Source organism: Caballeronia ptereochthonis, from assembly GCF_001545075.1.
GTDB classification, from domain to species: Bacteria; Pseudomonadota; Gammaproteobacteria; order Burkholderiales; family Burkholderiaceae; genus Caballeronia; species Caballeronia ptereochthonis.
Genome location: NZ_FCOB02000033.1, coordinates 1 through 14,333 on the forward strand (window position 1 = coordinate 1; position 14,333 = coordinate 14,333).

A 14,333-nucleotide genomic window follows, 5' to 3' on the forward strand; every position below is an offset into this window, starting at 1 on the left:
TCGGCCTCCAACGTCCCGTTTCCAGACGTTAGATTACAAAATCGCCGGTCGCCATCCACGGAATTCTGCGAAGAACCTTTTTTATTCGGCCGCTTCCGCCGCCTTCTTCTTGTCGCCAATGCGGCTTTCCTTGCCCGCCAGCAGCTTCGAGATATTGGCGCGATGCCGCCAGATGAGGAGCAGGCTCATCGCCAGCACGGCGAGCGAAATGCGGCTCGGCCCGAACAGGAACACCTGATAGAACGGCGCGAACACCGCCGCGACGAGCGCCGCCAGCGACGAATAGCGGAAAAAGAACGCGATGATGAGCCAGGTCAGCAGTGTGGCGAGGCCGAGCGCCGGATGGATCGCGAGCAGCACGCCGGCCGCGGTCGCCACGCCCTTGCCGCCCTGGAACCTGAAGAACACCGGGTACAGGTGCCCGAGAAACACGGCGATGGCCGCGAGCGCGGTCGCCGTGTTGATCCCCGCCTGATCCCAGCCGAAGCTCGCGCCGAAATGCGCGACGGCCCAGACCGGCAGCCAGCCCTTGAACGCGTCGCCGATCAGCGTGAGGATCGCGGCCTTCTTGTTGCCCGTGCGCAGCACGTTGGTCGCGCCGGGATTGCCCGAGCCGTAGGAGCGTGGATCGGCGAGCCCCATCGCGTGGCTCACGACGACGGCGAATGAAATCGAGCCGATCAGATAGGACACGACGGCGACGATCAGATGAATCATGTTGTCTTTTCAGTTGTAGCGAGAGCGGAGTGCATTCTAATCGACGCTCGCGCACTGGACGGGCTTCGCATTCAGCAACCCGGTCAGCACCTTCGGATCGATGCTGATCAGATAGCCCCGCCGCCCGCCGTTCAGATAGATCATGTCGAGATCGAGAACGCTCGATTCGACGTACACCGGCATCGCCTTCCTGGTGCCGAACGGCGACGTGCCGCCCACCAGAAAGCCCGAATGCCGGTTCGCCACTTCCGGCTTGCACGGCTCGACGCGCTTCGCCCCGGTCTGCCGCGCGAGGTTCTTGGTGGACACGGTGCGGTCGCCGTGCATGAGGACGATGAGCGGCTTGGCGTGCTCGTCCTCCATCACGAGCGTCTTGATGACGCAATGCTCGTCCACGCCGAGCTGCCGCGCGGATTCTTCCGTGCCGCCGTGCTCGACATAATCGTAGGGATGCTCGCCGAACTCGACCCTGTGGCGGCGCAGGAATTGCGTCGCGGGCGTTTCGGAGACGTGTTTGTTTTTCGACATGGACGCATTGTAGCGGCGCGTTATCCGCCTCACCATTAGCCATTCGGCCGAGTGTGCGAAGGTGCGCGGCCGTGGCACGATCGTTCGCGAACGAAAGGAGATTCACAATGATCCGCGACGCCGAAATCCAGACCCTGCTCGAAGACACCATCCGCCGTTTCGTGCGCGAGCAGCTCGTGCCGCGCGAAAGTGAAGTCGACGAAACCGACGCCATCCCCCACGACCTGATCGACGCGATGCGCGAAATCGGCATGTTCGGCCTCACGATTCCGGAGGCCTACGGCGGCCTCGGCCTCACGATGGAAGAGGAAGTGCGTATCGCCGTCGAGCTCGGGCAGACCTCGCCCGCGTTTCGCTCGGTCATCGGCACGAACAACGGCATCGGCTCGATCGGCATTCTGCTCGACGGCACCGAGGCGCAGAAATCGCGCTATCTGCCGAAGCTCGCGGCGGGCGAGCTGATCGGCTCGTTCTGCCTGACGGAGCCGGACGCGGGCTCGGACGCAGCCTCGCTCAAAACGAGCGCGAAGAAGGACGGCGCCTTCTACGTGCTCAACGGCACCAAGCGCTTCATCACCAACGCGCCCGAGGCGGGCATCTACACCGTCATGGCGCGCACGAGCGAAGAGAAAGGCGCTAGCGGCATCTCGGCGTTCATCGTCGAGCGCGGCACGCCGGGGCTTTCCATCGGCAAGCCCGACCGCAAGATGGGCCAGCGCGGCGCGCATACGAGCGACGTGATCTTCGAGAACTGCCGCGTGCCGGCGAGCCAGCTGATCGGCGGCGTGGAAGGCGTCGGCTTCAGGACGGCCATGAAAACGCTCGACAAGGGCCGCATCCATATCGCGGCGATCGCCGTGGGCGCGGCCAAACGCATGCTGCGCGACGCGCTCGCCTACGCGAAGGAGCGCCGCCAGTTCGGCCAGCCGATCGCCGAATTCCAGCTCGTGCAGGCCATGCTCGCCGACAGCAAGGCCGAGCTCTACGCCGCGGAATGCATGGTGCTCGACGTGGCGCGCCGACGCGACGAAGGGCGCGACGTGTCGGTGGAAGCGTCGTGCGCGAAGTACTTCGCCACCGAAATGTGCGGGCGCGTCGCGGACCGCGCGGTGCAGGTGCACGGCGGCGCGGGCTATATCGCGGAGTACGGCATCGAGCGCTTCTATCGCGACGTGCGGCTGTTCAGGCTGTACGAAGGCACGTCGCAGATTCAGCAGGTGATCATCGCGCGCGGGCTGATGCGCGGCGCGGAGATATAGCCGGCGGCTTTTTCCGCATTCATCCGCGCGGATGATGCTCGCGATGCAGCTTCTGCAGGCGCTCGCGCGCGACGTGCGTGTAGATCTGCGTGGTCGAGATGTCCGAGTGGCCGAGCAGCAATTGCACGACGCGCAGGTCCGCGCCGTGGTTGAGCAGGTGCGTCGCGAACGCGTGACGCAGCGTGTGCGGCGAAAGGGGTGCGTGCACGCCGCCGTTCAGCGCATGACGCTTGATGATGTTCCAGAACTGCTGGCGAGTCATGCCTTCGCCGCGCGAGGTGACGAAGAGCGCATCGGCGGAACGCGCGCCGAGCAGCACCGGGCGCGATTCGCGCAGATAGCGTTCGAGCCAGTCGTGCGCCGTCTCGCCGAAGGGAATCAGGCGCTCCTTGGAGCCCTTGCCCATCACCCGCACGACGCCTTCGTTCAGGCCGAGCTCTACCGTCTTCAGCGTGACGAGCTCGGTCACGCGCAGGCCGCTCGCGTACATCAGCTCGAGCATCGTGCGGTCGCGCAGGCCGAGCGGCGTCTCGATGGCGGGGGCGCCGAGCAGCGCCTCGACCTGCGCCTCGTTGAGCGTGGAAGGAAAGCGCGGCGGCTGCTTGGCCGAGCGCAGCTTGAGCGTCGGATCGGCGGCAACGCGGTGCTCGCGCATGGCCCACGCGTAGTAGCGGCGGAATACCGATAAACGCCGGTTCGCGGACGTCGCCTTGTCGCCGCGGCGCGCGGCCATGTAGCCGTTCATGTCCGCCTCGGCGGCCGCGTCGATCGAGGCGCCGCGCGTCTTGCCGAGCCACTCGGCGAAGAGCTTCAGGTCGCGCCGGTACGCTTCGAGCGAGTTCTTGGCGAGCCCGTGCTCGAGCCAGAGGGCGTCGCAAAACAGATCGATCGAGTCCCGGCTCGCGGCCAGTCCGGGCGTCTGTATTTCGTCGGTCGTTGCGCTCGTCATGCGATCGATACACCTTCATGCGCCAGGAGCCAGCGCTTCACGTTGCGATAAAAGCCCTCGCCGGGATGATGCGCGAAGCCGCCGATCCCGCCCGACGCCACGACGCGATGGCACGGTATCACGATCGGCAGCGGATTGGAGCCGCACGCCTGTCCGACCGCGCGCGGCACGCTGCCGATCTCGAGCGCGAGCTGTCCGTAAGTCCAGACGTGCCCCGGCGCGATGCTTGAGATGCCCTGCCACACGCGCCGCTGAAAGGCCGTCCCGCCGATCGAGAGGGGAAGATCGAAGCGCGTCGACGGGGTGTCGAAGTAGCGGCGGATCTGCGCGGCGGCTTCCCGGGCGAGCGGCGTCCGTGGCTCGACACTTTCGACGTCGTCGGGCAGATAGACGATCTCGCGCACGGATTGCTCGTCGGCGCAAATGCCGACCTTGCCGAACGGCGCGTCGATGACGGCATCGAATGGCTTCATGTCTGTCTTCCTTGCGCAAGCGCCCAATGCACATGCTCGCGCACCAGCGCGGATGGATCGTCCGCACGCGCTTGCAGCGCCTCGACGATCGCCGCGCGCTCGCTCTCGCCGATGGACGCGCGCAACGCATTGCCCATCGCGACCGCGATATTGCGCAGCCATCGCTCATGCCCGATGCGCCGGATCGCGCTGCCCTGCATGCGCGCGTCGAAGTCCTCCGCGCTCCAGCCGAAGAGCTCGACGAGCGTCGCGCGATCCAGCCCGTGCCGCACGTCGAAATCCGCGACGGGCGCGGCCTGCGCGAACTTGTTCCACGGGCAGACGAGCTGGCAATCGTCGCATCCGTAGACGCGGTTGCCGATCAGCGGACGCAAGTCCTCCGGAATGCTGCCGTGCAGTTCGATCGTCAGATACGAGATGCAGCGCCGCGCGTCGACGCGATAAGGCGCGACGATCGCCCCCGTCGGACACGCGCCGATGCAGCGCGCGCACTGTCCGCAATGCGCGCCGTCCTGCTCGGGATGCGGATCGACGGGCAGCGGCACATCGACGAAGATTTCGCCGAGAAAGAAGAGCGATCCCGCGTCGCGATCGAGCAGCAGGGTGTGCTTGCCGCGCCAGCCGTTGCCGGCCTTCTGCGCGAGCGCGACTTCCAGCACCGGCGCGGAATCCGTGAACGCGCGATAGCCGAAAGACCCGATCTCGCCTTCGATGCGCTCCGCCAACTGCTGCAGCCGGTTGCGCATCACCTTGTGATAATCGCGGCCGCGCGCGTAGATGGAGACCATCGCTTGCGAAGGCTTCGCCAGCCGCGACCATTCGATCGCGCGCCAGTCGTTCTTCTGACCATCGGCTGTCGCGACACTTTCAGCGCCCTTTTTCGCGAGCGTTTCGGCGGGCAGATAGGCCATGCGCGCGGTGATGACCCGTCGCGTTCCGGCCACAAGCTCGGCCGGTCTCGCGCGTTTCATCCCATGTTTGGCCATATAATCCATTTCGCCGTGATAGCCTGCTTCGAGCCAATCAGCAAGGCCTTTCTCGGCATCCGTCAGGTCGATATCGCTGATGCCGACCGCACCGAATCCCAGCTCGCGCCCCCACGCCTTGATGCGTTGCGCGAGTTCCGCCAGCGCAGCCTCCTCTCCGTGAGTGAAGGCGCGAGACTCTGAGACGGACTCAGCGGCAGCGTCGCTGGACGCTGTCGTGATTTCAACGGAATGTTCCGGCAATCGGTTCATCACGACATTTTACGAGCAATGCCCGAAAGCCCCGCACGCACGACGCCCGATCTTCCTCCCGCGCTTCTCGAACGTCGTTTCGATCTGCGCGACGAAGCGGCGACGCTCGCTTTCGGGGAACGCTTCGCGCGCGCCATCGAGGCGACGCGAGCACACGCATCGTCTGAACGATTCGCGGGCTTGCAAGTCCAGTTGATCGGGGACCTGGGCGCGGGCAAGACCGCGCTCGTGCGCGCCACGTTGCGCGCGCTCGGCCACGAAGGCCGCGTGAAGAGCCCGACCTATACGCTCGTCGAGCCGTATTCGCTCGAGACCGCAAGCGGCCCGCTCGACGTTTACCACTTCGATCTCTATCGCTTCGTCGATCCGGCCGAATGGGCCGATGCCGGCTTTCGCGAATATTTCGACCGGGGCGCGGTGTGCCTCGTCGAGTGGCCGCAGCAAGCGGGCGGACTGCTCGGCGTGCCCGACCTCGTGTTCCAGCTATCGCTGCCGAACGGGCATGGCTCGCCAGGCGATTCGAACAAAGAAGAAGGCCGCGTGCTGACCGCGCGGGCGTTTAGCGAAACAGGAAAGTCATGTCTCGAAAGATGTTGATCAAGCCATTCCACTCGATCGAATCGGCTGCCCTCGCACCGCACAACTGGCGCCGCCGCCAGGTGCTGCGCGCCGGCGCCTCGACGCTGGTGCTCGCGCTCGTCGCGCCGAAGCTCGCGCATGCGAGCAGCGTGCTCGGCGTGCGCGTATGGCCCGCGCGCGATTACACCCGCGTGACGATCGAATCCGACCAGCCGCTTCAGAACACCAATCAGCTGCTGCAGGGGCCGGACCGGCTCGTCGTCGATCTCAACGGCATCGATCTCGATCAGGCGCTGAGGGATCTCGTCTCCAAGATCACGCCGAACGATCCGCAGATTCAGGCCGTGCGCATCGGGCAGTATCAGCCGCACGTCGTGCGCATGGTGTTCGATCTGAAAGGCACGGTGAAGCCGCAGGTGTTCACCTTGGGTCCCATCGGCAGCTACAAGTACCGGCTCGTGTTCGACCTGTACCCCGCCGTCGCGCCCGATCCGCTGATGGAGCTGCTCGCGCAAACCGAGCGCAAGCAGGAAGCGCTCGACCGCGCGAACCCGACTCCGTCGGCGCCGCCGCCCGCCACGCTTTCCGGCCCGACGACCGCCCAGAAGGGCACGTCCGATTCGACCGACGAGTTCTTCCAGAAGTACGCGCAGAACGACGCCCAGGCCGAAAGCGCTCCGGCCGCGCCGGCGCCGAAGCCTGCCGCGAAACCGCGCGTGCCGCCCCCGCCGCCGGTCATCGCCAAAAAGGACGACGACGATCAATACACGTTCTCCACGCCCAAGCAAGGCGCGGGCACGACACGCCTGCTCACCGTCGCGATCGATCCGGGCCACGGCGGCGAAGACCCCGGTGCGATCGGCGGCGCGGGCACATACGAGAAGCACATCGCGCTCGACATCGCGAAGAAGCTGCGCGCGAAGATCGACGCCCAGCCCAACATGCGCGCGATGATGACCCGTGACGCCGACTTCTTCGTGCCGCTCAACGTGCGCGTGCAGAAGGCGCAGCGCGTGGGCGCGGACCTGTTCGTGTCGATTCACGCGGATGCCTTCACCACGCCCGACGCGCGCGGCTCGTCGGTGTTCGCGCTTTCGGAGCATGGCGCGTCGAGCGCGGCCGCGCGCTGGATGGCGAACAAGGAGAACGCGTCGGACCAGATCGGCGGCATCAATGTGAAGTCGCAGGACGCGAGCGTGAGCCGCGCGCTGTTCGACATGTCGACGACCGCGCAGATCCGCGATTCGATGCGTTACGGCAGCTTCGTGCTCAACGAGATCGGCGGCATCAACAAGCTGCACAAGGGCTCGGTCGAGCAGGCCGGCTTCGCCGTGCTGAAGGCGCCGGACATTCCGTCGATCCTCGTGGAGACCGCGTTCATCAGCAACCCGGACGAGGAAGCGCGCCTGAACGACGAGGCCTATCGCGACAAGATGGCCAACGCGATCATGAAGGGCATCAAGCGCTACTTCGCGGCCAATCCGCCGCTCGCGAAGAGCCGCATGACGTAAGCAGGACGAACGCCTCGTTCAGCGCGCCGTCGGCAGAAGGCGCTGAACGAGGCGTCCGCCGAACACGTTCACTACGAGTCCCGCCATCACGAGCGCCGCGCCGGCGATTTGCGCGGAGCTCAGCCCCTCGCCGAGAAACACGGCCGCTGACACGAGCCCGATCACCGGGACGAGCAGCGAAAACGGCGCGACGCTCCCCGCCGGATAACGCGCGAGCAGCTTGCCCCACAGGCTGTAGCCGACGATCGTCGCGACGAACGCGAGATAGCAGACCGCGAGCACGGAGACGAGCGGAATGGCCGCGAGACTCGATTCGATGCGCGCCGGGCCCTCGAAGATCAGCGAGAGCGCGAGGAACGGCAGCGGCGGAATCAGGCTTCCCCACACGACGAGCGACAGCAGATCGACCTTGCCCATGCGCTTCGTGACGACATTGCCGAGCGCCCACATCGCGGAGGCCGCGAGTGTGAACAGAAAGCCGGTGACGGTCATCGCCTGGCCGCCCTGCATGCCGATCAGCGCGAGTCCCGCCGCGGCGATCAGGAGCCCGGCGACGTTCGCCGCGCGGATGCGTTCGCCGAGGAACATCGCCGCGAAGATGAGCGTGAAGAACGCCTGAGCCTGCAAAACGAGCGATGCGAGCCCGGCCGGCATGCCGACATACATGCCATAGAAGAGCAGCGCGAATTGCCCGAGGGAAATGGTGAGGCCGTAGGCGAAGAGCCAGCGCAGCGGGATCTGCGGCCGCCTGACGAAGAACGCCGGCACGGCGGCGAGCGCGAAGCGCAGCGCGCCGAGCAGCATCGGCGGCACGCCGTGCAGCCCCAGCTTGATGACGACGAAGTTCACGCCCCAGGCGAAAATGACCACCGTTGCGATCAGCAAATCCTTTGGCGACATCGCCCTTCCCCTCGTTCGTGCGCGTTATCGGTGAGGCAAGGAGTGTAACGGAGAGGGGCACGGCGGCCCCGTCAAAACGAGGACGCAAAAAGCGCCCGCGCCCGGGGGAACGGCGCGAGCGCCTTCTCACGCGTAAAACCGGCGCTTACTTGCTCTGTCCCGACTCCGCTGCCGGGTTATTGCCCGTTTCCGCCTCAGGCGTCTTCTTGCCCGCCGACGGATGCGCGGTGTGCTTTCTCGGCTTCTTGTGCTTCGTGGTGCCGGAAGACGTGCCGTCCTGCATCGGCGACGCGCTCGGCGCGTTGCCCGAGGTGTCCTGCGCGAACGCGCCCGTCGCCGCGGCGGCGGTGAACAGGCCCGCGGTGACGGCGACCAACAGCTTGTTCTTGCTCATTTTTCCAATCTCCTATCAAGGTTGCGTGGATTGCGCGAACCGGCGCGTAGGCTGAAAACGCGGCGGCACAAAACAAAGGGGCGTGGCAGTGCATCTGCGTCCTGCGGAATCGGCCGGTAGAATCGACGGTTCCAGGAGCGCCATTCCGGCGCCCGATCTGCCTTCGGGAACCCGCCATGCCCTCGACGATCCGCGCCCTGCTCAAGCCTCACGAACACGACGTCGGCGGCCTCATGGTGCGGCGGGTGCTGCCCGCGCTCGCCGCGCGCACCGTCGGACCCTTCATTTTTTTCGACCACATCGGTCCCGCAACGCTCGTGCCCGGCAAGGGGCTCGACGTGCGCCCGCATCCGCATATCGGGCTCGCAACCGTCACCTATCTGTTCGAAGGCGCGATCATGCATCGCGACAGCGTCGGCTCGGTGCAGAAGATCGTCCCGGGCGACGTCAACTGGATGACCGCCGGGCGCGGCATCGTCCATTCGGAGCGCACGCCCGATGAGGAGCGCGCGTCCGGCCAGGCGATACACGGCATCCAGACCTGGGTGGCGCTGCCGGTGGCGAGCGAGGACATCGAGCCCGCGTTCGAGCATCATGCGGCGGCCGCCTTGCCGCAGATCGGGCGTGACGGCGTCACGCTGCGCGTGATCGCGGGCACGGCGTTCGGCGCCAGGGCCCCGACGCGCACGTTTTCGCCGACGCTCTACGTCGCCGCGCAGTTCGCGGCCGGCGGCGAGATCACGCTCGACACCGAGCACGAGGAACGCGGCGTCTATCTCGTGAGCGGCGACCTGAGCATCGACGGCGAGCCCCTGCCCGAACAGCAGATGGCCGTGCTCACGTCCGGCGCCGACGTGCGGCTGGCGAGCGCGAACGGCGCCGTCGCGATGCTGCTGGGCGGCGCGCCGCTCGACGGCATGCGCTTCATCGAATGGAACTTCGTGTCGAGCTCGCGCGACAAGATCGAGGCGGCCAAGACCGCGTGGAGCGAGCAGCGCATGGGACACGTGCCCGGCGAAACCGAATTCATTCCGCTGCCGCCGCAGCGCCGCTAGACCCGCGCCCGAGGCATGCGTCGTGCCTCGGCGCTTGAGAGTTGCGCGGATCGTCCCCATCTCGTTGGGATAGACCGCAAGCATTAGGAGAGAACGCATGGATACGACCCTCGCCACCTTCGAGAACGACGTCATCAACGCGTCGATGCTCGCGCCCGTCCTGGTCGACTTCTGGGCGCCCTGGTGCGGCCCGTGCAAGACGCTCGGACCGATGCTGGAGAAGCTCGAAGCCGAAGCGGCGGGCAAATGGAAGCTCGTGAAGGTGAACGTCGACGAGAATCAGGAGCTCGCGGCGCATTTTCAGGTGCGCAGCATTCCGCACGTGGTCGCGTTCGCGGACGGCCGCCCGATCGATCAGTTCATCGGCGTGCTGCCGGAAGGCCAGTTGCGCGCGTTTCTCGACCGGCTCGTGCCCGACGGCGCCGAAGCGGAGCGCCGCGCCGCGCAGAACGCGTGGGCCGCGGGCAAGCGCAAGGAGGCGATCGACACGATCAAGGCCGCGCTCGCGCTCGATCCCGGCTACGACGACGCGCGCCTCGACCTGATCGAATGGCTGCTCGCGGAGCGCCGTTACGACGAAGCGAAGGAAGAGGACAAGCTCCTGTCGCCGAAGACGACGCAGGGCATCGACGCGCGCTACAACGCGCTGAAGACGGAGCTCGACGCCGCCGATGCCGTCGCCGACCTGCCGCCCGCCGACGCGCTGATCGAAGCGGTGAACGCGAATCCCGACGACCTCGAGGCGCGCTTCGCGCTCGCCAACCGCCTGATCGCGGGCCGCGATTACGCGGGAGCGCTGGAGCATCTGCTCGCGATCGTCGTGCGCGACCGCGCCTTCATGGACGACGTCGGCCGCAAGACAATGCTCTCCGTCTTCGAGCTCGCCGCGAATCAGCCGGATCTCGTGTCGCAATGGCGGCGCAAGCTGAGCGCGGCGATCAACTGATCATCGCTTCAAATGGAAACGGCCAGCTTCGACAAGCTGGCCGTTTTGCATTCTCAACGACGGAACCTAAGCCGCGCGCTTCGCCAGCGCCCTCAGGACATGCGCGGCCGCCGCGAAGCCGAAGCTCGCCGTCACGCACACGCTCGACCCGAAGCCGGCGCAGTTGAGCCCGACCGGGCCCGAATACCCCGCGCCCGTTTCCAGATGCTCCGCGCCCTCGCTGATATCGCACGCGGGCGCTTCGGGATAGATCAGCGGCTCGTCCGAATACACCGCGCTCACCTTGAAGCGCGCCTTCGGCCCGCGCGGAAAGCCGTGCAGCTTGCGCAACTGGCCGCGCACCTTCGAGAGCAGCGGATCCTGAATGGTCAGCGCGAGATCGTCGATGCGGATGCGCGTCGGGTCGAGCTGCCCGCCCGCGCCGCCGACCGTGATCAGGGCCTGCTTGCGCGCCACGCACCACGCGATGAGCGCGGTCTTGGTGCGCACGCTGTCGATCGCATCGACGATGTAGTCGAAGCCACCGCCCAAGGTCTCGTCGAAGTTGCCGGGCTCGACGAAGTCCTCGATCTGCCGCACGTCGCACGCGGGATCGATCAGGCGGATGCGCTCGGCCATCGCCGTGACTTTCGCCTTGCCATAGTTGCCGTCGAGCGCGTGAATCTGGCGATTCGTGTTGCTTTCGGCGACGTTGTCGAGATCGATCAGCGTCAGCTTGCCGACCGCGCTGCGCGCGAGCGCCTCGGCGACCCACGAGCCCACACCGCCGATACCGATCACCGCGACATGCGCCTTCTCGAATGCGGCGAGCGCGGGTGCGCCATACAGACGCGCGATGCCGCCGAAGCGGCGCTCGCGATCGGCGGCTTCGTCGGCGGGATGCGTGATGGCGGTGTCGGATGAGACGTTCATGTCGTGGGAGGTGCAAGCGTGGAGCGTTGAAAGCAAACTGGAAACCCGGAAAACGCGACAGGCCTTGTGCTGCGTCAATCAACGCTTACAAGCGGCTGTCGGTGTTGCAAACCTGGCTGTCCGATCATGCAAAATGCGGCCGAATTGCGTATTCTGCCTTATCGGAACCCCAGACGTGATAGCCGGCGCCCGTTGGCGCACCTGCTCGCGGAGCGTCTTCGGGTAATCAGGGCAAGATCGTTTCACCTTGGCTATACTGTCGCCACTGTAGCGCTTGCATAAAAATGACGACCCTCGCAGACCTTCGCAAAAATTATTCGCGCGGCGCTCTGGACGCCGCGGACGTCGATCCGAACCCGGTGCGTCAATTCGAGACCTGGTTCGCTCAAGCGGTCGATGCCAGGCTGCCCGAACCGAACGCCATGACCCTTGCGACCGTCGATACGCAGGGGCGTCCATCCGCCCGCATCGTGCTCATCAAGGGCGTCGACGAGCGCGGATTCGTTTTCTTTACCAACTACGAAAGCCGCAAGGGCCGCGAACTGGCCGCCAATTCCGCGGCGAGCCTGCTGTTCCATTGGATCGAGCTCGAGCGCCAGGTGCGCATCGAGGGCCGCGCCGAAAAGACGAGCGCCGAGGAAAGCGACGCGTATTACGCATCGCGTCCGCTCGGCTCGCGCATCGGCGCGTGGGCGTCGGATCAGAGCCAGCCGCTCGAAAGCCGTGAGGCGCTGGAAGCGCGCGAGCGCGAGATGATCGCCAGATACGGCGACGCGCCGCCACGCCCACCGCACTGGGGCGGCTATCGCGTCGTGCCCGATACCATCGAATTCTGGCAGGGACGCCCCTCGCGACTGCACGACCGCATCGTCTATACGCGTGAAAGCGCGGACGGTCCGTGGCGCATCGCGAGGCTCGCGCCGTAAGCCGGGCGCGCGCGTCACGGCAAAGCGACGAAGCGGCAAGCAGCACGAACATGGAGGCGCAAGCCTTCCCTTGATTTCATCTAGCACGGAGAAACAAGCATGTTCTGGGAGAAGAAGCTGACGCAGTGGGTTGAGGAAGTGCGCGACCGGGCCAATCTGCCCGCGCGACTCGTGCTGTGGGACGGACAGCAGCACGATTTCGGCCAGTTCGCGGCCCCTCAGGTGACGCTGCACGTGAAGAGCGCGACCGCGCTGCCCTATCTGCTCGAACCGAGCCTCGACAATCTCGGCGAAGCCTACGTGAAGGGCAAGATCGACATCGAGGGCAAGCTCAGCGACATCATCAACATCGGCTATTCGCTCGCCAAGAGCACGGTGACGAGCGCAAGCAAGCTCGCCCGCGTGCGCCGCTACTTCAATCACTCGAAGGCGTCGGACAAGAAAGCCATTCAGTACCACTATGACGTGTCGAACGAGTTCTATCAGCTCTGGCTCGACAAGAACATGGTGTACTCCTGCGCATATTTCGAGAACGGCGACGAGGACCTCGACACCGCGCAACTCAAGAAGATCGACCACATCCTCACCAAGATCCAGGTGCGGCCGGGCCATCGCCTGCTCGACATCGGCTGCGGCTGGGGCGCCCTCGTGATCCGCGCGGCGCAGAAGTTCGGTGCGAAGTGCGTCGGCGTGACACTCTCCGAAAACCAGTTCAAGCTCGCGACCGAGCGCGTGAAGGCAGCCGGCCTCGAAGATCAGATCGAGATCCGCCTGCAGGACTATCGCGACATTCCGGGGCAGTTCGACCGCATCACGAGCGTCGGCATGTTCGAGCACGTCGGGCGCAAGAATCTGCCGGAGTACTTTGCAAAGATCCGCGATCTGCTCGTCGATGACGGCGTCGCGATGAATCACGGCATCACCTCGTCGGATGCCGACAGCGGCGAGACCTCGTTCGGCGGTGGCGAGTTCATCGACAAGTACGTGTTCCCGGACGGCGAGCTGCCGCACATCAGCCTCGCGCTCGAAAGCATGCAGCGCGGCGGGCTGGAGGCGATCGACGTCGAGAGCCTGCGCCGTCATTACGCGCATACGCTCGACGTCTGGGCCGACAAGTTCGAAGAGCACGCCGAGGAAGCGAAGAAGCTCGTCGACGACGAGCACTTCCGCATCTGGCGCGTGTATCTGGCGGGCTGCGCGTACGCGTTCGAGAACGACGACGTGTCGATCTATCAGGTGATCTGCCGCAAGGCGGGACGCAGCGCGAAAACGCTGCCGTGGTCGCGGCGGTATATCTACGAGAAGGCGCTCTGAGCGATAGATTGATCGGCAGGCAATCAAGCGCGGCGCTCAGAGCGTCGCCGCGCCTGACTTGTAACGGACTACTCCGGCAAAAACTCGCTATCCATGATCTGCTCCATGGACCATGGGCAGATCTCCGGGAATGTTTCCAGACCAGTTTCGTTCGAGGCGGCTACGACCGCTTTCTCCCACACGAAACCGAGCCAATCCGAATCGCTGAATTTGCCTCGCAGGCTCGGCGCCTCGTCCAGCACATAAGCCACGTCCTTACGCTGCACCGCTATCGTGCGTCTCCAGCTGTTGCCGCGCCTTGCCGGCTGGTATTGCCACTTGAGCAAATGCGCCAGCAACACCGTCAGACGGCTCACCAACTCCCGCTGTTCGCTCTTGCCCACGTCCTCGATCTCCTCCGCGATATGCTCGATGTCTATTGCCGAGAGTTGCCCCGAGCGCAGCAACGCCACCTGCTCCTTCGCCCAGAGGACCACGTCCTGTTCGTAGCGCGTTCCCATTGCACACTCCTGTCTGACCCGGAAGCCCCTGTCCGGACACCTGGTTATTCTATCCGCTACACTGCAGCTTCTTCCGGGCGTCGTCGTCCATAGTCGTATCGATTCCTCTGAATTTCTGCTTGCCCTTGATGC

At 65.5% G+C, this 14,333-nt stretch carries 16 protein-coding genes; 7 read left to right on the forward strand and 9 right to left on the reverse strand.

All coding sequences use genetic code 11. The annotated features are described in order from the left end of the window. Positions 1–81: 81 nt before the first annotated feature. Both plsY and ybaK read right to left on the reverse strand, forming a co-directional pair. Positions 82–717 (reverse strand): glycerol-3-phosphate 1-O-acyltransferase PlsY, encoded by a 636-nt coding sequence (plsY, locus tag AWB83_RS28170; RefSeq protein WP_087048911.1) that lies wholly within the window; start codon positions 715–717, stop codon positions 82–84. 36 nt (positions 718–753) lie between these two features. After that, the gene (gene ybaK, locus AWB83_RS28175) at positions 754–1,245 is read right to left on the reverse strand and encodes a Cys-tRNA(Pro) deacylase (protein WP_087048988.1); all 492 of its coding nucleotides are present in this window, start codon (positions 1,243–1,245) and stop codon (positions 754–756) included. Positions 1,246–1,352: 107 nt separating this feature from the next. On the opposite strand from ybaK, the gene AWB83_RS28180 reads away from it, so the two are divergent. Continuing rightward, on the forward strand, positions 1,353–2,504 hold the full coding sequence (locus tag AWB83_RS28180) for an acyl-CoA dehydrogenase family protein (protein ID WP_087048912.1): 1,152 nt from the start codon (positions 1,353–1,355) through the stop codon (positions 2,502–2,504). A gap of 19 nt (positions 2,505–2,523) precedes the next feature. On the opposite strand, the gene xerD is transcribed toward AWB83_RS28180, so the two are convergent. From xerD to queG, 3 genes are read right to left on the reverse strand one after another with little or no spacing between them, the layout of a single operon-like run. Next, positions 2,524–3,453, reverse strand: a complete 930-nt coding sequence (xerD, locus tag AWB83_RS28185; protein WP_087048913.1) for a site-specific tyrosine recombinase XerD — start codon at positions 3,451–3,453, stop codon at positions 2,524–2,526. Continuing rightward, a complete protein-coding gene (locus AWB83_RS28190) occupies positions 3,450–3,926 on the reverse strand; it encodes a methylated-DNA--[protein]-cysteine S-methyltransferase (RefSeq protein ID WP_087048914.1) in 477 nt (158 codons plus the stop codon). Before AWB83_RS28190 ends, xerD begins: the two co-directional genes overlap by 4 nt. Then, positions 3,923–5,164, reverse strand: coding sequence for a tRNA epoxyqueuosine(34) reductase QueG (gene queG / locus AWB83_RS28195; RefSeq protein WP_087048915.1), 1,242 nt, complete (start codon positions 5,162–5,164; stop codon positions 3,923–3,925). Before queG ends, AWB83_RS28190 begins: the two co-directional genes overlap by 4 nt. A gap of 18 nt (positions 5,165–5,182) precedes the next feature. On the opposite strand from queG, the gene tsaE reads away from it, so the two are divergent. Further along, entirely contained in the window at positions 5,183–5,761 is a 579-nt protein-coding gene (gene tsaE, locus AWB83_RS28200) for a tRNA (adenosine(37)-N6)-threonylcarbamoyltransferase complex ATPase subunit type 1 TsaE (protein ID WP_087048916.1), read from the forward strand. Next, a complete protein-coding gene (locus AWB83_RS28205) occupies positions 5,743–7,254 on the forward strand; it encodes an N-acetylmuramoyl-L-alanine amidase (RefSeq protein WP_087048917.1) in 1,512 nt (503 codons plus the stop codon). Before tsaE ends, AWB83_RS28205 begins: the two co-directional genes overlap by 19 nt. A gap of 18 nt (positions 7,255–7,272) precedes the next feature. Here AWB83_RS28205 and AWB83_RS28210 read toward each other — a convergent pair whose 3' ends face one another. Both AWB83_RS28210 and AWB83_RS28215 read right to left on the reverse strand, forming a co-directional pair. Beyond that, positions 7,273–8,154, reverse strand: coding sequence for an EamA family transporter (locus tag AWB83_RS28210; protein WP_087048918.1), 882 nt, complete (start codon positions 8,152–8,154; stop codon positions 7,273–7,275). Between the two features lie 145 nt (positions 8,155–8,299). Next, on the reverse strand, positions 8,300–8,548 hold the full coding sequence (locus AWB83_RS28215; protein WP_087048919.1) for a hypothetical protein: 249 nt from the start codon (positions 8,546–8,548) through the stop codon (positions 8,300–8,302). Between the two features lie 176 nt (positions 8,549–8,724). On the opposite strand from AWB83_RS28215, the gene AWB83_RS28220 reads away from it, so the two are divergent. Both AWB83_RS28220 and trxA read left to right on the forward strand, forming a co-directional pair. Next, positions 8,725–9,603: a pirin family protein gene (locus AWB83_RS28220; RefSeq protein ID WP_087048920.1), complete on the forward strand. Its 879-nt coding sequence runs from the start codon at positions 8,725–8,727 to the stop codon at positions 9,601–9,603. Positions 9,604–9,700: 97 nt separating this feature from the next. Beyond that, positions 9,701–10,549, forward strand: coding sequence for a thioredoxin (trxA, locus tag AWB83_RS28225; protein WP_087048921.1), 849 nt, complete (start codon positions 9,701–9,703; stop codon positions 10,547–10,549). Positions 10,550–10,615: 66 nt separating this feature from the next. On the opposite strand, the gene AWB83_RS28230 is transcribed toward trxA, so the two are convergent. Next, a complete protein-coding gene (locus tag AWB83_RS28230; RefSeq protein ID WP_087048922.1) occupies positions 10,616–11,461 on the reverse strand; it encodes a tRNA threonylcarbamoyladenosine dehydratase in 846 nt (281 codons plus the stop codon). A 284-nt stretch (positions 11,462–11,745) separates the two neighbouring features. Here AWB83_RS28230 and pdxH point away from each other — a divergent pair, with 284 nt between their 5' ends. Together pdxH and AWB83_RS28240 are read left to right on the forward strand one after the other, a co-directional pair. Then, a complete protein-coding gene (pdxH, locus tag AWB83_RS28235) occupies positions 11,746–12,387 on the forward strand; it encodes a pyridoxamine 5'-phosphate oxidase (RefSeq protein WP_087048923.1) in 642 nt (213 codons plus the stop codon). 99 nt (positions 12,388–12,486) lie between these two features. Beyond that, positions 12,487–13,701 (forward strand): class I SAM-dependent methyltransferase, encoded by a 1,215-nt coding sequence (locus AWB83_RS28240; RefSeq protein WP_087048924.1) that lies wholly within the window; start codon positions 12,487–12,489, stop codon positions 13,699–13,701. A gap of 68 nt (positions 13,702–13,769) precedes the next feature. Here AWB83_RS28240 and AWB83_RS28245 read toward each other — a convergent pair whose 3' ends face one another. Beyond that, positions 13,770–14,201: a DUF29 domain-containing protein gene (locus AWB83_RS28245; RefSeq protein ID WP_087048925.1), complete on the reverse strand. Its 432-nt coding sequence runs from the start codon at positions 14,199–14,201 to the stop codon at positions 13,770–13,772. Positions 14,202–14,333: the final 132 nt, after the last annotated feature.